This is a genomic window from Nocardia aurantia, assembly GCF_009604425.1.
GTDB lineage: Bacteria > Actinomycetota > Actinomycetes > Mycobacteriales > Mycobacteriaceae > Nocardia > Nocardia aurantia.
The window spans coordinates 394,716-413,353 of the sequence record NZ_WEGI01000009.1; the positions used below are offsets into that span (position 1 = coordinate 394,716).

Here is an 18,638-nt window from a genome sequence, read left to right on the forward strand (position 1 = left end):
GACGTGCCTGTAACCCGGTTCGCTATCTCCTCACGACGGCATCGCACCGCCCGGTGATGATCGAATGCCGTTGTCCTGGAGGAGATCACGAATGAGATCCGCTACCGCAAGAAGGCGCTCGCCGATCGGCGTGCTGGCCGTGGCCGCCTGCGCCGCCGCCGTGACGGCCTGCGGCACAACGACTTCGACCGGCACGCCGGCGGCCCCCACGCCGGTGTTCGCCCCCGGCTCGGAAACTCCGGGCTTCCCCGCCCACGGCACCCCGATGCCGGACATGCCCGGCATGTCGATGCCGCCCGTCACCACCGCGGCCACATCGGCACCCGCCACTGTCCCCACCGGAACCCCGGCGGTGACCATCGACAACTTCGCGTTCGCCCCGGCCGCACTCACGGTCCGGGTCGGCAGCACGGTCACCTGGACCAACCGCGACGAGGAACCACATACCGTGGTCAGCGCGGACGGCACCCTGCACTCGCCCGGAATGGGTACCGGCGCAACGTATTCCTTCACCTTCACCAAGGCGGGCACCGTCGACTACGTGTGTTCCATCCACCCGTTCATGCACGGCACCGTGGTGGTGACGCCGTGACCGGGCAGGAGGGGATGAGTCGTCGCGAACTGCTCCGGCACTCCGCGTGGTTCGGGGCTGCGGTCGGCCTGTCGGTCGCCGGCGGTGCGGTGGTCGCACAGGTCGCCGGGCCACCGGCGGCGCGTGCCGAGACGGCCCGTCCGGATCTGCGATTCGTGCAACTGTCGGACAGTCATCTCGGCTTCCAGGGCCCGGCCAACGCCGATGTGACCGCCAGTTTCGCGGAGGCGATCGGCCGGGTGAACGCGCTCGGTTACGCCCCGGATTTCGTGATCCACACCGGCGATCTGACCCACCTGTCCACACCCGACCAGTTCGACCAGGTGAAGCAGATGCTGCTCGGTCTGAACACGCCGCACGTGTTCACCGTGCCCGGCGAGCACGATTCGGTGGACGACGCGGGCCAGAAGTACCGGGCGGTCTTCGGCCACGGCACCCGCGGCGACGGCTGGTACAGCTTCGACATCGCCGGCGTCCACGTGATCGCCCTGGTCAACACCCTGAATCTGCAGAGTCTCGGCCATCTGGGCACCGATCAGGTGGACTTCGTCCGCAAGGACGTCGCGGGCCTGCGCTCGGACACCCCGATCGTCGTGTTCAGTCACATCCCGCTGTTCGCGATGTATCCCCAGTGGGGCTGGGGGACCGACGACGCGATGCAGGTACTGAGCCTGCTGAGCCGCTTCGACTCGGTGACCTGCCTCAACGGCCACGTGCACCAGCTGTTCAGCAAGACCGAGGACAAGGTCACCTTCCACAGCGCCACGACGACCGCGTATCCACTACCGCATCCGGGTGACGGCCCGGCTCCGAAACCGGTGACGCTCCCGCCGGGGCAACTGCACGCGGCCCTCGGTGTCCGTGAGGTCAGCTACCGGAAGGGGCAGCGGTCCCTGGCGGTCACGGATACGCCGCTGCCCTGATCGCGGGGGAATTCGCCGCTTCCACTCCCGTCGGAGAGTGTTATTCTCCGATAAAGAGATGACCAATCTCCAGGGATGTAGTCGGGGTCCCACGCGTGATCCCGGGAGCAGTGAGGTGTCAGGGTGAACATCGACGACATGATCTTGGTGAGCATCGATGACCATGTGGTCGAGCCGATCGACATGTTCGAAGGCCGCGTCCCGTCGAAGTGGGTGGACCTGGCTCCCAAGGTCGTCGTCGACGACAAGGGCATCGACCGCTGGATCTACCGGGGCCGCCCGACCGGCGTCGCGGGCCTGAACGCGGTCGTCACCTGGCCGGCCGAGGAGTGGGACCGCGACCCGGCGGGCTACGCCGAGATGCGCCCGGCGGTCTACGACATCCACGAGCGCGTGCGGGACATGAACGTCAACGGCGTGTTCGGCTCCATGTGCTTCCCCACCTTCACCGGATTCTCGGCCGGGCACCTGACCCACCTCAAGGACGAGATCACCGTCGGCATGATCTCCATCTACAACGACTGGCACATCGACGAGTGGGCCGGCGCCTACCCGGACCGGTTCATCTCGATCGCCATTCTGCCGCTGTGGGATCCGCAGCTGGCCGTCGCCGAGATCGAGCGGGTCGCCGCGCGCGGGGTGCGCGCGGTGACCATGCCCGAGCTGCCGCACATCGACGGCCTGCCCAGCTACTTCGACATCGAGTACTGGGGCCCGGTCTTCCAGGCGCTGCAGGACCACGACGTGGTGATGTGCCTGCACATCGGCCAGGGCTTCGGCGCGCTGCGGCTGGCTCCCGACGCCCCGATCGACAACCTGATGGTGCTGGCGCCCAGCGTGTCCCAGCTGGCCATCCAGGATCTGCTGTGGGGCCCCGCGCTGCGCACCTATCCGGGCCTGAAGATCGCGCTGTCCGAGGGCGGCATCGGCTGGATCCCGTTCTACCTCGACCGCTCCGATCGCCACTACACCAACCAGAAGTGGCTGCGCCGCGACTTCGGCGGCAAGCTGCCCAGCGACGTCTTCCGCGAGCACGTGCTGGCCTGCTATGTCACCGACAAGACCACGCTGAAGTTGCGGCACGACATCGGTATCGAGAACATCGCGTGGGAATGCGACTACCCGCACTCGGATTCGTACTGGCCGGACGCGCCGGAGCTGGTGCTCTCGGAGCTGCAGGCCGTCGGCGCCGACGATTCCGACATCGACAAGATCACCTGGCAGAACGCGTGCACGTTCTTCGGCTGGGATCCGTTCGCCCGCACCGCGCGTGAGCAGACCACCGTCGGCGCACTGCGGGCGCAGGCCACCGACGTGGACGTCTCGACCCGCACCCGCGCCGAGTACGCCCGGCTGTACGCCGAGCGCGTGGCCTGATCCCGTCCCCCCGCCGAGATGGAAGACCTGATGACCGGACAATTGAATGTCGGTGTGGCCGAGGGCTGTACGCCCCGGCTGCTGCGCGAGCTCAACGATACGGAGTCGCTGGACGCCTACCGGGGCACCGGCGGTTACGCCGCGCTGCCCGATCCCGAGACGTTCGTGACCACCGTCACCGACGGCGGCCTGCTCGGCCGTGGCGGCGCGGCGTTCCCGTTGGGCCGCAAGCTGTCCACCGTGCGCAACGCGGGGGTGCGGCCGGTGGTCCTCGCCAATGGTGAAGAGGGCGAACCGGCTTCGGTGAAGGACCGCTGGCTGCTGCGTTACCGGCCGCATCTGGTGCTGGACGGCCTGCGGCTGGCCGCGCACACCGTCGGCGCCGGTCGGGCCGTGCTGTACGTGTCGGATCCCGCCGGAGCGCGGGCCGTGGCGGCCGCGATCGCCGATTTCGACGGCGTATTGGGCGGCGCCGCACTGGAACTGGTCACCGTCGAGCCCGGCTACGTGGCGGGGGAGGAGACCGCGGCGGTGCGCGCGGTCAACGGCGGTCCGGCGAAGCCGACGGACAAGCCGCCGCGGCCGTTCCAGGAGGGCGTCGACGGCCGCCCCACCCTGGTGAGCAATGTGGAAACGCTTGCGCACCTGCCGTTCCTGCTGGCGCACGGCGCCGCGGAATACCGGTCGGTGGGCACCCCCGGTTCGCCGGGCACCTTCCTGTCCACCGTCACCGGCGCCGGCGCGCCCGTGACCTACGAGCTCGCGCACGGCACCCCGGTGCCGGAACTGCTTGCCCGGCACGGTGTTTCCACCGACCGGGTGACCGGTCTGCTGCTCGGCGGTTACTTCAACGGCCTGATCAACCGGCGCGTGCTCGACGCGAGCATGGATCACGAGACGCTGCGCGGTCTCGGCGCGGGCCTGGGCTGCGGCGCCATCGCGGTCCTCACCGAGGAGACCTGCCCGGTCGCGGTCGCCGCGGCCGTACTGCGCTACTTCGATCGGGAGAACGCCGGGCAGTGCGGCTCGTGCTTCAACGGCACGGCCGCCATGGCCGCCGCCGCCGAGGCGCTGCGCGACGGCCTCGCCACCGGCGAGGATCTCGATCGGCTGCGCCGCTGGTCGACCGTGCTCCGGGGCCGCGGCGCCTGCGGCACACTGGATGCGGCGACGAATGTCGCGGCGAGCCTGTTCGCCGAATTCCCGGACGAGGTGTCCGCGCACCTCGGCGGCAGGTGCCCCACCTGCGCCGCGCATCCGTACACCGCCGTCCGCCCGTTCGAAGTGGAAGCTGGGGAGCTGGTATGAAAGTCCGTCTGGATCGCACCCTCTGCGACGGGTTCGGGATCTGCGCGAAGCACGCCCCGGAGTATTTCCCGCTGGACGACTGGGGTTACGCCTCGATGGAACGCAACGGTGACGACGTCCCCGCGGCCGACCACGACGCCGTCCAGCGCGCCCTGCTCGACTGCCCGGTGCACGCCATCATCGAAATGAACAACGGCGCACAGTAATTCGCGGACGATCAGCGAGCGGACCGGAGCTCCCGCGGCATGCGGGTGGCGCCGGTCCGCTCGTGTCGCACGCCGGGCGCCGCTGCACTGGCCGAACCCTCCCACCTGCGTGGAGCCCGTGAAATCGGGCGCCGGAACCGGTAAGCTGAACAGGTGTTAAGCGCGCCGAACGGGACAGTCGAGCAGAATGTTCGCATGACCTCGACGCGCCGCATGGGTACCGAGCACTCCAAGACCCGTCACCAGCTGCTCGACATCGTGGAGCGGCTGATGCTGGAGGAGGGGTACGCCGCTGTCGGGATCCGCCGGGTGGCGCGGGAGGCGGGTGTCACCCCGCCGCTGGTGCACTACTATTTCCAGACCCTGGACGACATGTTCATCGCGGCGCTGGACCGCCGCGCCGAGCATCTGCAGGTCCGTCAGACGCAGATCCTGGAATCGGCGGACCATCCGCTGCGGGTGATGTGGGAGCTGGCCAATCAGCCCTCCGGCACCACGCTCACCAACGAGTTCGCGGCACTGGCCGCGCACCGTAAGAAGATTCGCTCGCATCTGGCCGACTACGCGCAGCGTTACCGCACGCTGCAGCTGTCGGTGCTGACCCGCTGCCTGGAGCAGCGCGGCCACAGCATGTACGGCATCGCGCCCGAGGCCGCGATCTTCCTGATGACCGCGATCTGCCAGGTGCGCATCCGGGAAGAGTCACTCGGCGTGACCACCGGCCACGCCGAGGCGCTCGCGCTCGTCGATCAGTTCATCGGGCGGCTCGAGGGCGACGGGCCCACGGCCGCCACCGCACCGGCCGCCGGCGTGGACGGCTGATCCGCCTGTCGAGAGGATGTGCGCGATGCGCGAATTGGCAGCCGAACTGAAGGCGTGGCATGCGGCGGGCCGCAGCTTCGCCGTGGCCACGATCGTGGACGTCACCGGGAGCGCGCCGCGGCCCGCCGGGGCCACCATGGCCGTCGGCGCCGACGGCACCGTGCTCGGCAGCCTGTCCGGCGGCTGCGTCGAGGGCGCGGTGTACGAATTGTGCCGCGAGGTCCTGGAATCCGGGCGGGCGGTGCGCGAGACGTTCGGCTACAGCGAATCCGACCCGTTCGCGGCCGGATTGACCTGTGGCGGTGCGCTGGACGTGTTCGTGCAGCGCATCACCGCCGACGACCACGCGGTGCTCGACGCGGTGCTGTACGGCCCGGAACCCGTTGCGCTGGTGCGTGATCTGGGCACGGGACGGCTGCTGGCGCTGGCCGGGGACGAGGTGATCGGCGGCCCGCTGCCCGCCGAGGTGGTCGCCGAGGCGGCGGCGATGCTGGACACCGGGGCCACCGGGCTGCGCGTGGTCGGCTGCGAACCCGCCGAGGTGACCGTCTTCGTCGAATCGTTCACTCCGCCACCACGAATGATCATCGTCGGCGCCATCGACTTCGCCGCCGCGGTCGCGAGCATCGGCCGCTTCCTCGGCTATCACGTGACCGTCTGCGATGCCCGGCCGGTGTTCGCCACGGCCGCTCGATTCCCGGACGCCGACGAGGTGGTCGTCGAATGGCCGAATCGCTATCTGGCACAGACCCGGATCGACTCCCGCACCGTCGTCTGCGTGCTCACCCACGACCCGAAGTTCGACATCCCGGTGCTGGAACTGGTGTTGCGGCTGCCGATCGCCTACGTCGGCGCGCTCGGCTCCCGCCGGGCCGACCGGGACCGCCGCGAGCATCTGCGCGCGGCGGGCCTCACCGATACCGAACTGGCCCGGCTGCATTCGCCGATCGGCCTGAACCTGGGCGGCCGTACCCCCGCGGAGACGGCGGTCGCGATCGCCGCCGAGATCGTCGCGCACCGCCGCGGCGGCACCACCCGGCCGCTGTCGGCGACCGACGACCCGATCCACGCGGTGCGCCCGGCCGTCTGACTTCAGGTGCGGGCGACGAGCAGATCCTCACCGCTGGACGGCCGCAGCCCGTCCGCGCGATCCGCGAAATAGCGGTCGCCCAGCGACTTTCCGGAGACGTGCCGGACCTCCGCGAACCCGGCCGACCGGGCCAGGTCCAGCATGTCGCCGGGGGCGTAGAAGCTGAGGAACGGGGTGCCCGCGGCCTGCGCGCCGCGCTGGGACATCTCCAGGCCCACGCGGTCGGCCTCGTCCACCAGCTCGGCCGGCAGCAGGAAGGTCATGACGACCGTGGAACCCGCTGCGAGCCCGGCGAGCCGGCCCAAGGTGGCGGCGGTGGCCTCCCGGGTGAGGTACATCGAGACCCCGGCCGAGGCCGCCACGGCCGGCCGGTCTGCGTCGAAACCGTTGGCGCGCAGCTTCTCCCACCAGTCCTCGCCGGCCTCGAAATCGACCGGGACCAAGCGCAGCCACGCCGGGACGCCGTAGCCGAGCTCGATCAGCCGATGCCGCTTCCAGGCCTGGGTGCCGGGCCGCTCGACCTCGAAGATCCGCAGCCGGGAACCGAGATCGGCCCGCCGCTCGGCGAAGGTGTCCAAACCCGCACCGAGCAGCAGATATTGGCCGACACCGGCATCCACCCGCTCGGCCACCAGGTCCTCGATGAACCGGGCCCGCGCCACGATCGACGCGCGGAATCCGGCGGTGCCCTGCGGATGCATGTCGCCGCGCTCGCGCCAGCCCGGCTCGGGATCGACCAGTCGCAGGCCGATGTCGTCGGCCAGGACCGGCGGAGCGGCGTCGACCTCCAGGTGCCGGGCCCGCCACAGGGCGACCCGGACGGCGGTGTTGTCCGGCGGTTCGGGTGGGGCGTCCGCCACGGTCCCCACCTCAGTTCTTCCCGGGAGCCTGGATGCTCCACAGCCGGCCGTCGGGGTCGCGGACCGTCATCTCGCGCGTCCCGAAATGGGTGTCCTCGAATTCGGTGACGACCTCGACCGCCGGGCCGGGCCGGAAGGCGTCCGCGTCGGCCACCTTCAGCACCAACTGTGCCTCGGCCGGCCGATCCTCGGGCACCTCGGCGACGAAGACGTACGGCCCCTCGGCGGCCCGCAGTTGCCCGGAGTTGTGATCGGTCTCGAAGTCGAGCCGGAAACCCAAGGCCTGGAAGAACTTCGCGGCCTTTCCCCAATTGTGCGTGGTGAGGAACACCGCCTCGATTCCGTCGGTGGTCATCCGTTCACTCCTCCTGCGTCGATGGCTGTCCGTGGGCCTCGAGATAGTCCCGCAGCGCCGCGGCGACCAGGGCCGACAGTGACGAGCCCGACTCGATGGCGTGGAACTTGACCTGCTTGATCAGCTCGACCGGCAGGTACACGTTGAACTGTTTGACGTTCTCGCCCACGCACCGATGCTAGCATGCTAGCAATCTAGCCGGGAAGGGTTCAGTTCTCCGGTCGACGGGCGAAGTGCACGGTCCTGGCGGTGAGCAGGTAGACGTCCGGACGCTGATCGATACCGGCCGGATCGGCGGGGTCCAGCAGCCGGTCCAGCGTGGCCAGATCGTCGGCCGCGAGCAGGTCGCCGAGCGAGTCGCGATGGCGTTGCAGATCCTGGCGCGCCCAGTGCCGCGGCGTCCCGGTCAGCGGTGCCGGGCGGTCCACCAGATAGCTGCGGCTGTGCGCGTCGATCAGGCCCGCGGTGCGCAGCATCTCCGGCCAATCCTCTACCACCGCAACAGATTCCGGTAGTTCCGCGCGCATCTGCTCGAATCGCTCGCCGACCAGCGCGTCGAGGCGGACCTGCAAGCCGGGCCGGCCGAAGCCGATGTCGCGCGGCAGGGTGCGCCGGGGCAGCCCGCCCTCGGCGACGGCCAGCACTCCGCCGGGCCGCAGCCGCGCCGCCAGGGCGGCCAGCGCGCCCACCTGATCGCCGACGTGGTGCATCACATGCGAGGTCCAGATCAGATCCGCCTCGGGCAGTTCGGCCAGATCCGCCGGGAAATTCCCCTGCCGGGTGACCAGCCGGACGCCGAGCCGCTCCGCCCGCTGCCGCGCGTACTCGAGCAACTCGGGGGTGCCGTCCACCGCGACGACCTCGGCCTGCGGGAACCGCTGGGCCAGCAGGCACGCCGCCACGCCCGGCCCGCTGCCGATGTCGAGCACGCGCTGCGGTTCGAGGTCGCCGAGATCGGCGAAGGCGCCGTCCAGGAAGGGCTGATACGCCTCGGCCTCGCCGACCAGGATCTCGGCCATCCCGGCCCAGTCGAAGTCGCCCGCGGGCGCGTGCTGATGCTGATGTCCGTGCTGGTGGGTGCCTTGGCTGTGCGTCATGCCACGACTGTGCGTGACGCCGTCGATTCTGGCAAATTTCGTTGCCGAATCGGCAAACCTTTCCCGGATCCGGTCAGGAGCGCAGGAGCGGAATCAACGGCGCGAATTTCGCCATGTTCGGCTCCAGCACGGTCAGATAGTTGATTCCGAACCGTTCCCGGCGCTCCCGCAGCCGATCGGCCATCTCCGCGTGGTCGCCCACCAGCAGCATCGGCACCTCCTCGACCCGCTCGAGCAGATCCGGCGGCAGATGTGCGGCCATCCGCTCGACCAGCTCCGGCCGTTCGCCCGGACCCGCCAGCGCCTGCAACAGCAGATTGAACTCGACCCGGTCCCGGCGTGCGCCCAGCAGGCCGCGCACATACTCCACCCGCCGGTCCAGGGCCTCCGGCCCGGCTCCGGTGAGATGCCCGCTGTCGTCGGTGCCGGCGCCGGTGAAGGCGATGACATCGGCGTGTTCGGCGGCCACCCGCAGCAGCCGGTCACCCCAGCCCGCGATGAGCAGCGGCGGCCCGCCCGGCCGGGTCGGCTGCGGCTCGTAGCCGTTGTCGCCGAACAACTTCCGGAACGTCGACACCGTCTCCGCCAGCTGTTCGACCCGCTGCCGGCCGGTCGGGAACGCGATCCCCGCCGCGTCGAACTCGGCCTTCACGTAACCCGCGCCGAGCCCGATCTCCACCCGCCCGTCGGTGAGCAGATCGACCGTGGCCACCTCGCGGGCCAGCAGGACCGGGTTGTAGAACGGCACGTTGAGCACGAACGAGTTCACCCGCACCCGCTCGGTGACCGCCGCGGCCAGCACCATCGCCGGGAACGGCGCGGGCAGCCCGAGATGGTCGGGCACCCCGATCACATCGAACCCGAGTTCCTCTGCCCGGCGGCACTTTTCGATCCATTCCGCACGCGAGCCGAGAGAGAGCATGTTGACGCCGAACCTGAAGTCGCTCATGGCTCCTGCCTACCACGTCCGGCGGAGCGGCGCCGTCAGGGGGCGATTGCGTGCCCGGTTCGCGCCCGGGCCCGCTCGGCGGCGACATCCCGGTAGCGGGCCGGTGAGAACTTCCCGGCGTATTCGGCGAACGCGGTCCGGCTGCGGCGCACCGGCAGTCGCATATCGGTCATCAGATCGTCGATGTGGTGCAGCAGATGCGGTCCGACGAAGAACCCCTCGCGGCGCGCCGGGAGCTCCCGCTCGACCCAGGCGTGCACCCGCGCGATCTCCGCGCGCATCGCCTCGGCTTCCGGCAGTTCCAGCTCGCCGCGGAAATGCTGCGACAGCCAGTGCGCCGAGATCTCCGAACTGAGCTGGCACGCGACCGACGACGCGTAGCCCACGAATCCGAGCCCGGGCACATCCGGCGGCAGGATGTGCCGGTAGAGGTGGAAACGCCCGTCGCGCAACACCTCCGCCGCCAGCTCCGGCGCCAGGAACGGCAGCTGCGTCCGCCAGCCGGTGCCGAACACCACCACATCCGCGCCGACCCGTTCACCGCCGCCGAGCCGGAGCTCGTGCGGGCCGGTGAACTCCGCGATCACGTCCCGCCGCAACGTGATTCGACCGGTCCGGACCGCCGCGAAGAATTCCGAGGCCATCCCGATGTTCTCGAATCCCACCGGCAGCGGGCGCGCCGGAACCATGATCGCGGGCACCCGCTGGGTGATGCGGAAGACATTCCCCATGGCCCACATCAACGCCGCCGGTAGCCATCGTCCCGGCCCGTGCAGCACGCGCTCGGCCTTCGAGAGCCGGTGGTACCGGAACAGCAGTTCGGTGGGCCGATTGATCAGCACCCGGTCACTGGGAACACCGCCGGGCAGGAACCGCGGCGCCATCCAATGTGGTTGCCGGAACACCAGCGTGCTTTCCCGGGCACGGTCGGCGGCCCAGGCGGCGCAGTCCAGCGCCGACTTCCCGGCGCCGACCACCACGACCCGCTGCCCGGTGAACAACTCCGGTGCGGTCGCCGCGCTCGAGTGCACGGCCGTCCCCTCGAACCGATCGGCTCCCGCGATCTCCGGGGCGTTCGGCACGGAGAACGTGCCCGCGCAGACGACGACGAAATCGCAAGCCACGCTGCCGTTCCCGTCCGGACCCCGGGTCTCCACGGTGAACCCGGTTCCGGCGCGGCCGACCCGCACCACCTCGGTGGACAGTCGTATCGCCGACTCCAGTCCGAATCGGCGGGCATACGAATCCAGGTAGCCGCGAATCTGTTCCGCGTCCGGGTAGTGGTTCGCCGCGGATTCGTACGGGTGGTCGGAGAACGCGTACGTCTCCCGGGAATTGTTGGCCCGCAGGCCCGGATAGGTCCGGGACGCGGCCCAGACGCCTCCGATCGTCTCCGCTCGCTCGAAGACGATCACCTCGAACCCGTCCTCGCGCAGCACCTTCGCGGTCGCCAGTCCCGCGATTCCCGCGCCGACCACGCCGACCCGTCGCCGTGATTCCGATTCGCCGTTTCCCGGCACCGTCATGATTGCCCCCTCCGAGCGATCAGGGCGTGGGCGCCCACAATCCGTCTGCGTCATCCGACCGCGATACACATCGATCCCCGGCGTGATGACCTTCAGATTGTCTTCCAGTTCCGCGATTCTCGTGAGCACTTCGGCGCGCACGTATCACCGCACCGGATCCAGTTCCACTCGCACGATCGCGCTGTCCGGCCACAACGTCTTCGTCCGGGTGCGCCGCAGCTTCTCCGAAAAGCTCAGTGCCCGATGGACGTTCACCACGCCAGGGATCTTGATCATCGGGATGACGTTCCACTGCCAGCCGTAGCGTTCGTGCAGCGCGCGGTTCGCGGTCTCCGCGTCGTCGCCGGTCAGGATCGCCGCGTGCCCGGTCACGGCGGCGGGGTTGCCGGCGACCCGGCCACGATGATCACACGGCCACAACTCGACCCGCGGGGACGCCGCGAGCCGCCGGGTCTTCGGCCCGATCTTGGTGCGGAACACGAGGGTGGTGTTGTCCAGCCGGAACCAGATCGGGGTATCCACGGCGGTGCCGTCGCGCCGATGGCTGCGCAGCAGTGCGTAGCGGGATCGGGCCAGCTCGGGGTAGAGGTTCGACATGCCGGTATTCAACGACTTCGAGCCGACTGGAAGTCAAGCCCGGTATCGGGCGATGATCGGGGGCATGACCGCAGCGTTGTCCATCGGTGAGGTCGCCGGGCTCTCGGGTGTCGCGGCGACCACACTGCGCTACTACGAGGATCGAGGGCTGCTGCGCCCGCCGGAACGGGTCGGCGGGCGCCGGCGCTACGACGAATCCGTGCTGATCCGGTTGCGGGCCATCGAGATCTGCAAGGCGTCCGGATTCGGGCTCGACGAGATCGCCACGCTGCTCGCGGACGAGACCCCCGGCCGCCCCGCGAGCCGGGAACTGGCGGCGGCGAAGCTGGCCGACATCGACGCGCGCATGGCTGTTCTCGCGCAGGCGCGGGCCCTCATCGAGTGGGGTCTGCGCTGTACCTGCCCCTCGCTCGAGGCTTGTACCTGCGGTGTCCATCCGCCGGTGGGAAGCCCGAATCCCCGGATAGTCGACTCCGTCCGTTAGCCTCCGATACCATAAGGGCCGGAACGACTCCCGCTGACGCACCGTTGCGATGTCGTTGGGGGTCCGCCTGGGTGGGTACGGCCGGATCGGGTAGTCCGGCGACGAGAGTCGTTACGCGGGAAGGACATCGACTGATGACGGTGCGGCGCATGGCAGCGGGGGTTGCGGCAGCGGCGGGGATCGCCGCGGCGGTGTGTGGCACGGAGCCGGCTCAGGCCGATCCGCTGCCGCAGTTGCCGCCTTTCGGTACCACCCTTTTCACGTTCGGTGACGCGAATTTCTGTGCGGGAGCGATCAGCGTGGCGCTGGAGGCCGCGCCGCGCGCCCCCGGTCACGTGCTCGCGCACGTGACGCCGACGGGATATCTGAACGGCCCCTGCGGTAATCACGTGTCGCTGGGCTGGCTCGGCTCCCAGGGCCTGCGGTCCGCGGATGTGTACGTGCACTCCGACGGACGGCCCGGCCGGACCGAGACCACGGACCTGTGGGTCGGTATGGGCGTCGCGAAGATCATGGCCGCGAGCTGGCCGATGCAGGGCAACTTCGCGGAGTGGTATCTGTACGTGCCGTAGTCAGCGGTTCGGTGTTGCGGGGAGCCATGATTCGCTCCATACCCGCCATCGATTCGAGGACCGGCAGGCGCGTCAGGGTGTTGCGAATCACGATGCCCGCGCGGGTCTTCGGCACCAGCAGGCGCAGATTGGGTCCGATCTGTTGTTTCCGGCGCACCGAGGGCCGTTGTGCGTGTTCGTATCGCGGGAACGCCCGCTCGTGATCGCCGTCGGCCGCGGCGAGTTCATCCGCGAGCCGGTAGGCGCCGGTCAGCGCGATTTCAGCGCCGCTGCCGGAAACCGGTGAGGCGCAATAGGCGGCGTCGCCGACCAGCACCACCCGCCCACTCGCCCACTCCGGCATATGGACCTGCGCGAGCGCGTCGAAGTACATCTCGTCATCGGCGAGCACGGATTCGAGCAACGACGCGACGTGCCAGGCCGGATCGTCGCCGAACCGCGCCGTGAGCGCGCGGCGCACGGCCGTGGGGTCACGGGGATCGAATTTCCCGCTCGGCCCGCGGAACGCGAGGTACGCCTTGGCCTGTGGATGCGCGCCCGATCGGTAGACACCCGCCATCGCGCCGGGAGTGTTGTATACGGTGACCCAGCGGTCCGGGCCCAGCGCCGCATCGGCGTCGCCGAAGGCGAAATAGTGATCCCGATGCCGCACGAAGCGCTGTTCCGGGCCGAAAGCCAGGCGGCGCACCGCCGAATGCAGCCCGTCGGCGCCGACCAACAGGTCGAACCTCCGCCGCCCGGCCCGCTCGAACTCGACGGTGACGCCGTCCGCGTCCTGCTCGAGCGCCGAGATCGACTCGCCGAACAGGTATTCCACCGTTCCGGCGTTGCGGTCGTGCAGCAGCCGGATCAGGTCGCCGCGCATGATCTCGACCTCGTCGCTGCCGATACGCTCCTTGATCCCCGCCATGTTCACCTCTCCGCGGATGCGGCCGCCGGCATCGACGAACCGCATCCCGAGCACGTCGGCGGCGGCCGCCCGGACCTGTGCCGTCAGCCCCATCCGCTCGATGACCTCGATGGCCCGCTCGCGAATGTCCACACCCTGGCCGCCGAGTCGCAGCCCCGCCGCGCGTTCGACGATCGTGGGCCGGAAGCCGTGCCGTGCAAGCCAATACGCGAGGGTTTGCCCGGCGATCCCGGCCCCCGAGATGAGTATCCGTTCGTTTCGCATGATCGCATCCTGTCTCAAAAAGAGTGACCACTGGTCAGTAGAACCACCATAGGTCGCTGACCAATGGTCAGTCAAGGGGTAGGATCGGCCCGTGATCGATGATTCCCGTGCGCGCATCCTGGCGGTGTCGCTCGAGCTGTTCGCCGAACGCGGCCATCACGCCGTCACCGTCCGGGAGATCGCCGACCGGGTCGGTCTGACGAAAACCGCTGTGCTCTATCACTTTCCGAGCAAGTCCGACATCGTCGCCGCGCTGGTCGAACCATTGCTGACCGAGAGCGAGGCGGTGGTGGCGGCCGCGGCGGACCTCGGTGATCCGGGGGAGCGGGCCTGGGCCGTGGTGGCGGGCCTGCTCGACGTATGGCTGAACCACCGCACGCTGCTGCGGATCCAGATGCGGGACCAGTCACTGGCCGCCGACGAGCGGACCTTCGAGCGCCTGCGCGATTTCGCGGTGTCGGTGCACGAGTCGATCGCCGGGCCGGGTGCGGACCTCACCGCCCGGGTCCGGGCCGCTCAGGTCTACGCGATGCTCAGCGATCCGGTGGTCCTCTTCGGTGATCAGCCCGCCGACCTGCTGCGCGCCGCGATCCTGGACGGTGCCGAGCGGCTGCTCGGCCGGTCCGGGCCGGTGCCGGCGGCACGCCCGGTCGCCGCGCCCGTCCCGCCGCGACCCGCGCGCCGCGGCCGCCCCGGCGTGCTGTCCGCCGAGATGATCGAATCCGCCCGGCGGATGCGCGACGCGGGTGAGGGTTCCGTCGACGAGATCGCGGCCCGGTTCGGGGTCTCCCGTGCCACGCTCTACCGGCATCTCACCGAGTCTCGATAACGCGGCGATTTATGAGACAGATTCCGAGACGTCGCGGGGGAGTGGGCCGAGCGCCCGGCGGGCCAGGTCCAGCCAGCGCAGCTGCTCGGATTCCGGGACGCCGTCGCTGGGGGCGGTGGTCAGCAGCAGGATCACATCGTCCACGGTGACGTCGGCATACAGTGCGCCGTTGCGGTGCGCCGCGGCGACCAGCCGTTCGACCACGGTACGGCCACGCTCCTGGACCCGGCGCAGCGAATCGGCCGCCGGGTCCGCGGCGGTGAAGCGCAGCAACCGCTCCTGGCGCACCTCGAGCACGATGTTCGCCAGCAGCGCGGTGATCTCGTCCTCGGGCCGGCTCGCGCCGTCCTCCACGCGATCTGCTGCGGCGGTGAGGGATTCGTCGATCGAGGTCGACAGGTCGTCCACGATCGCTTCCAGCAGAACGGCTTTCGAGGGGAAGTGCCGGTAGAGCGTGCCGACGGCGACACCGGCAGCCGCGGCGATCTCGTCCATCCCGACCTCAGGGCCCGTGGTGATCACGAGATCGCGCGCCGCCTCGACGATCGCTGTTCGATTGCGCTGCGCGTCCGCGCGGGGGCGCCTGTCGGTCATCCGGTCACCATACTTGCCTAGAACATGAACGGCTGGTTCACTTTTAAGGTGAACTGGGGGTTCATGTTAGGAGGGCACACGATGAGCACCTGGACCGAGGCCCATATTCCCGATCAACACGGCCGCGTCGCGGTCGTCACCGGTGCGAACACCGGGCTCGGATTCGAGACGGCCCGGGCGTTGGCCGAACACGGCGCCACCGTCGTACTGGCCTGCCGGAACGCGGACCGGGCCCGCGCCGCGGCAGCGCGCATCGAGGACAGCGTTCCGTCAGTGCGGGTTGACACCGAATCGCTGAATTTGGCCTCCCTCGAGTCGGTTCGCACGGCCGCCGCCGCGCTGCGCGATCGCTACGACCGCATCGATCTGCTGATCAACAACGCCGGGGTCACCGGCCTGAAGGGCGTCACCGAGGACGGCTTCGAGAATCAGTTCGGCATCAATCATCTCGGTCATTTCGCGTTCACCGGTCTGCTGCTGGATCGGGTGACGGCGGCGCCGGAGGGCCGCGTCGTCACCGTCAGTAGCCTCGGCCACCGCGCCGGTCGCATCGAGGCCGCCGACCCGGCCGCCCCGGGCGGAAACACCTACGGCAAGTCGAAACTCGCGAATCTGCTGTTCACCTACGCGCTGGACCGGCGGCTCGCCGGCACCGCCGCCCGGTCGCTGGCAGCCCATCCCGGCGGCGCGAACACCGAGGTGGCCCGCTACGCGCCCGCCCCGGTGCGCGCGCTCAACCGTGGGCTGACCGTGCTGCTGGGCCGCACACCGGCGATGGGTGCGCTGCCCACCCTGCGCGCGGCCACCGATCCCGGCGCCGCGGGCGGTGAATACTACGGTCCCGCAGGGCTTCTGGAGGTTCGCGGTTATCCGGTGGTGGTCGAGCCCGCCGAGCGGGCCCGCGACCGCGAGCGCCAGGAGCGGTTGTGGGCGGTCTCGGAGGAACTCACCGGCGTCCGCTACCCGGATCCGGCGGTTGCCGAACAGGTCGGCTGAGCGCCGGAAACCCCTGTCGCGCAACGTGAGACACCGGCCGCTCAGCGCGGCCGGTGCGGATCGTCCGCGGGCAGCCAGATTTCGGCGGATCCGAGACCGAGATCGTCCACCTCCCGGCAGATCGCCTGCGCGGCAGCCGAGACGGCGGGCCGATCGCCGTCCTTCCGCGTCACCAGTGACCAGGTCCATACCGGTTCCGGGGCGACGATCGGATGCCGGACGAGATCGGCCGGCAGCGCGGTCGTCTGCCCCTTCGGGCAGTTCAGCACCGGGCGGCGGAGATCGCGGACGTGGTCGAAGAAGGCCGGACCGGTGACGCCGCCGTCCGCGATGCGGACGATCGGCGCACCGGTGTCGCGAGCGAACTGCTCGGCGAACACATTCCACGACAACCAGGCCGTATCGTCGTCGTCGACCAGCACGGTGACCTCCCGGGCCGGGATCGGGCCGCCGCCGGGGGCGGCCGATACGGCGTAGAGCCGGTCCGCGCCGAGCAGCCGCGCGCACAGCCCGGAGCGGGCGAGATCGCCGGTGGGGATCCAGCACACCGCGAGGTCCAGGCTGCCGTCGGCGACCCGCGCGGCCTGCGTGTGGGAGGGTGCGACCCAGGTGTCGAGATGCAGTCGCGCCACCCCGGCCACCCGCTCGGCCAGCTCGGCGGGCAGCCAGTTCACGTAACCGAGCCGCACCGACTCCGAGCCCGCGAATCGTCCGGCGCGCCGGCGCAGTTCGTCGGCCCCGTCGAGCAGGGCCCGCGCGTCCGGCAGCAGGGCGGAACCGGCCGGGGTGAGCGCCACGCTGCGCCGATCCCGCACGAACAACGCCACGCCGAGGTCCCGTTCCAGTGCCTTGATCTGCTGCGACAGCGACGGGCCCGCGATCAGCAACCGCTTGGCCGCCCGGCCGAAATTGAGTTCCTCGGCGACGGCCACGAAATAACCGAGCTGGCGCAGCTCCATACTCCCGATGCTACGTGCGGTGGGAGGTTGCGCCTATCAGACGGGAGCATGCCGGTCGTGGCGGCCGCGCGACCGGCGACCACACGATGAGGCGTGATCCTCGTGAATTCGCCGGTCGAGCAGACGCGGCCGTGGGGGCTGGTCGGCCGGGCCGGCGCGGCCCTCGCCGCCGGTATGGGCGTCGGCCGCTTCGTCTACACGCCCATCCTGCCGCTGATGACCGCACACGCCGGTCTGACCCCGGCGGCGAGCGCCGGCCTGGCCACCGCCAACTACCTCGGCTATCTCCTGGGCGCGCTGATCGGTGTCGCGGCGCCCGGCGTGACCCGTTCGCGGCCGGTTTTCCGGGGTTCGCTGATCCTGCTGGTCGTGACCGTTGCCGCGATGCCGCTGACCCGGACCACCGCGGTGTGGCTGACGCTGCGGCTGCTCGCCGGGGTCGCCAGCGCGGTGATCTTCGTCGTCGCCGCCGGGGTGTTGCTGGATCGGCTGCGCGACCGGCACGCTCACCTGGCCGGCTGGGGGATCGGCGGAGTCGGGGCCGGGATCGCCGGGTCGGGACTGCTGGTGCTGCTGATGCGCTCGATCGGCGACTGGCGGGACGCGTGGTGGGCGGCGGCCGTATTGACCGCGCTGTTCACCGTGGCGGGCTGGTCCCTGCCGCTCGATCGTGGCGACGCGGCAACGCCGTCCAAACTGCGGCCGCCGTCGCATCGCTGGTTCGTGGCCCTGTTCACCAGCTACACGCTGGAGGGCGTCGGGTACATCATCGCGGGCACCTTCCTGGTGGCCGCGATCGATCAAGGCGCGCACGGCCCGCTCGGAACGGCGGCATGGGTGCTCGTCGGGGTGGCGGCGGCGCCGTCGGCGGCCCTGTGGACGTGGCTCGTCCGCCGCTGGTCACGGCCCACGCTGCTGTCGGCCGCGCTGGTGTTGCAGGCGGCGGGCATCGCGCTGCCCGCCGTGATCGGCGGCACCCTTGCCGCGGCCATCGCGGCGATCCTGTTCGGCGCCACGTTCCTCGGTGCCGCCACCCTGTCGCTCGCGGTCGGAGCCCACCTGAACTTCCCGCGTTCGGTGGCGCTGCTGACCGCGGGCTATTCGGTCGGCCAGATCCTCGGACCGCTCGTGGTCACCCCCCTGCTGCACCACGGCTATCAGTCTGCGCTGCTGCTCGGCGCGCTGATCGTCCTCGCCGCCGCGGTCGCCGCCGCGTTGCTGCGCGTCGGCTACCCGGATCATCTCGGTGGACCGAGCCGGTCGGCGCCACGGTGTGATCGCGCCGATACGTGATGCCCGGATCCGTCACCGGGGACTTCGACCCGAAC

At 70.2% G+C, this 18,638-nt stretch carries 23 protein-coding genes; 12 read left to right on the top strand and 11 right to left on the bottom strand.

Translation table 11 applies throughout. The annotated features are described in order from the left end of the window. Positions 1–30: 30 nt before the first annotated feature. Complete coding sequence (locus NRB56_RS38415; RefSeq protein ID WP_194290943.1) at positions 31–360, bottom strand: hypothetical protein; 330 nt, start codon at positions 358–360, stop codon at positions 31–33. On the opposite strand from NRB56_RS38415, the gene NRB56_RS21990 reads away from it, so the two are divergent. The 7 genes from NRB56_RS21990 (at position 353) to NRB56_RS22020 (ending at position 6,318) form a co-directional block, all read left to right on the top strand. Beyond that, a complete protein-coding gene (locus NRB56_RS21990; RefSeq protein ID WP_319943336.1) occupies positions 353–592 on the top strand; it encodes a cupredoxin domain-containing protein in 240 nt (79 codons plus the stop codon). The genes NRB56_RS38415 and NRB56_RS21990 overlap by 8 nt on opposite strands. 14 nt (positions 593–606) lie before the next feature. Continuing rightward, positions 607–1,515 (top strand): metallophosphoesterase family protein, encoded by a 909-nt coding sequence (locus NRB56_RS21995; RefSeq protein ID WP_153345290.1) that lies wholly within the window; start codon positions 607–609, stop codon positions 1,513–1,515. A gap of 123 nt (positions 1,516–1,638) precedes the next feature. Continuing rightward, on the top strand, positions 1,639–2,892 hold the full coding sequence (locus NRB56_RS22000) for an amidohydrolase family protein (protein ID WP_319943337.1): 1,254 nt from the start codon (positions 1,639–1,641) through the stop codon (positions 2,890–2,892). 18 nt (positions 2,893–2,910) lie between these two features. After that, positions 2,911–4,200 (top strand): NADH-ubiquinone oxidoreductase-F iron-sulfur binding region domain-containing protein, encoded by a 1,290-nt coding sequence (locus NRB56_RS22005; protein WP_153345053.1) that lies wholly within the window; start codon positions 2,911–2,913, stop codon positions 4,198–4,200. Then, the gene (locus tag NRB56_RS22010; protein ID WP_153345055.1) at positions 4,197–4,406 is read left to right on the top strand and encodes a ferredoxin; all 210 of its coding nucleotides are present in this window, start codon (positions 4,197–4,199) and stop codon (positions 4,404–4,406) included. The genes NRB56_RS22005 and NRB56_RS22010 overlap by 4 nt, the downstream gene beginning before the upstream one ends. A 195-nt stretch (positions 4,407–4,601) precedes the next feature. After that, positions 4,602–5,228, top strand: a complete 627-nt coding sequence (locus NRB56_RS22015) for a TetR/AcrR family transcriptional regulator (protein ID WP_227838114.1) — start codon at positions 4,602–4,604, stop codon at positions 5,226–5,228. 25 nt (positions 5,229–5,253) lie between these two features. Further along, positions 5,254–6,318, top strand: a complete 1,065-nt coding sequence (locus tag NRB56_RS22020; protein ID WP_153345057.1) for an XdhC family protein — start codon at positions 5,254–5,256, stop codon at positions 6,316–6,318. Positions 6,319–6,320: 2 nt separating this feature from the next. On the opposite strand, the gene NRB56_RS22025 is transcribed toward NRB56_RS22020, so the two are convergent. The 7 genes from NRB56_RS22025 to NRB56_RS22055 all read right to left on the bottom strand — a co-directional run bounded on the left by NRB56_RS22025 (position 6,321) and on the right by NRB56_RS22055 (position 11,702). Beyond that, entirely contained in the window at positions 6,321–7,187 is an 867-nt protein-coding gene (locus tag NRB56_RS22025) for a class I SAM-dependent methyltransferase (RefSeq protein ID WP_406603515.1), read from the bottom strand. A gap of 1 nt (position 7,188) precedes the next feature. Beyond that, positions 7,189–7,533, bottom strand: a complete 345-nt coding sequence (locus NRB56_RS22030; protein WP_153345059.1) for a VOC family protein — start codon at positions 7,531–7,533, stop codon at positions 7,189–7,191. Positions 7,534–7,537: 4 nt separating this feature from the next. Next, complete coding sequence (locus tag NRB56_RS22035; protein ID WP_319943338.1) at positions 7,538–7,702, bottom strand: ribbon-helix-helix domain-containing protein; 165 nt, start codon at positions 7,700–7,702, stop codon at positions 7,538–7,540. Positions 7,703–7,742: 40 nt separating this feature from the next. Beyond that, positions 7,743–8,630, bottom strand: a complete 888-nt coding sequence (locus NRB56_RS22040; RefSeq protein WP_153345061.1) for a class I SAM-dependent methyltransferase — start codon at positions 8,628–8,630, stop codon at positions 7,743–7,745. A 73-nt stretch (positions 8,631–8,703) separates the two neighbouring features. Continuing rightward, a complete protein-coding gene (locus NRB56_RS22045) occupies positions 8,704–9,579 on the bottom strand; it encodes a TIGR03621 family F420-dependent LLM class oxidoreductase (protein WP_153345063.1) in 876 nt (291 codons plus the stop codon). A 35-nt stretch (positions 9,580–9,614) separates the two neighbouring features. Continuing rightward, positions 9,615–11,105: a flavin-containing monooxygenase gene (locus NRB56_RS22050; RefSeq protein ID WP_194290932.1), complete on the bottom strand. Its 1,491-nt coding sequence runs from the start codon at positions 11,103–11,105 to the stop codon at positions 9,615–9,617. A gap of 144 nt (positions 11,106–11,249) precedes the next feature. Then, the gene (locus NRB56_RS22055; RefSeq protein ID WP_153345067.1) at positions 11,250–11,702 is read right to left on the bottom strand and encodes a PPOX class F420-dependent oxidoreductase; all 453 of its coding nucleotides are present in this window, start codon (positions 11,700–11,702) and stop codon (positions 11,250–11,252) included. A gap of 64 nt (positions 11,703–11,766) precedes the next feature. Here NRB56_RS22055 and NRB56_RS22060 point away from each other — a divergent pair, with 64 nt between their 5' ends. Beyond that, entirely contained in the window at positions 11,767–12,186 is a 420-nt protein-coding gene (locus NRB56_RS22060) for a MerR family transcriptional regulator (protein WP_153345069.1), read from the top strand. 149 nt (positions 12,187–12,335) lie between these two features. After that, entirely contained in the window at positions 12,336–12,758 is a 423-nt protein-coding gene (locus tag NRB56_RS22065) for a hypothetical protein (RefSeq protein WP_153345071.1), read from the top strand. On the opposite strand, the gene NRB56_RS22070 is transcribed toward NRB56_RS22065, so the two are convergent. Then, the gene (locus tag NRB56_RS22070) at positions 12,697–13,932 is read right to left on the bottom strand and encodes an FAD-dependent monooxygenase (RefSeq protein WP_194290933.1); all 1,236 of its coding nucleotides are present in this window, start codon (positions 13,930–13,932) and stop codon (positions 12,697–12,699) included. The two genes, NRB56_RS22065 and NRB56_RS22070, sit on opposite strands and share 62 nt — an antisense overlap. A 91-nt stretch (positions 13,933–14,023) precedes the next feature. Here NRB56_RS22070 and NRB56_RS22075 point away from each other — a divergent pair, with 91 nt between their 5' ends. Further along, positions 14,024–14,761, top strand: coding sequence for a TetR family transcriptional regulator (locus NRB56_RS22075; protein WP_319943339.1), 738 nt, complete (start codon positions 14,024–14,026; stop codon positions 14,759–14,761). 9 nt (positions 14,762–14,770) lie between these two features. Here the strand turns inward: NRB56_RS22075 and NRB56_RS22080 are convergent, their stop codons facing one another. After that, positions 14,771–15,355, bottom strand: coding sequence for a TetR/AcrR family transcriptional regulator (locus tag NRB56_RS22080; protein WP_153345075.1), 585 nt, complete (start codon positions 15,353–15,355; stop codon positions 14,771–14,773). 81 nt (positions 15,356–15,436) lie between these two features. On the opposite strand from NRB56_RS22080, the gene NRB56_RS22085 reads away from it, so the two are divergent. Beyond that, a complete protein-coding gene (locus tag NRB56_RS22085) occupies positions 15,437–16,351 on the top strand; it encodes an oxidoreductase (protein WP_153345077.1) in 915 nt (304 codons plus the stop codon). Positions 16,352–16,392: 41 nt separating this feature from the next. Here NRB56_RS22085 and NRB56_RS22090 read toward each other — a convergent pair whose 3' ends face one another. Then, entirely contained in the window at positions 16,393–17,310 is a 918-nt protein-coding gene (locus tag NRB56_RS22090; protein WP_153345079.1) for a LysR family transcriptional regulator, read from the bottom strand. Positions 17,311–17,403: 93 nt separating this feature from the next. Between NRB56_RS22090 and NRB56_RS22095 the strand changes: the two genes are divergently transcribed. Then, on the top strand, positions 17,404–18,603 hold the full coding sequence (locus tag NRB56_RS22095; protein WP_319943340.1) for a YbfB/YjiJ family MFS transporter: 1,200 nt from the start codon (positions 17,404–17,406) through the stop codon (positions 18,601–18,603). Positions 18,604–18,638: the final 35 nt, after the last annotated feature.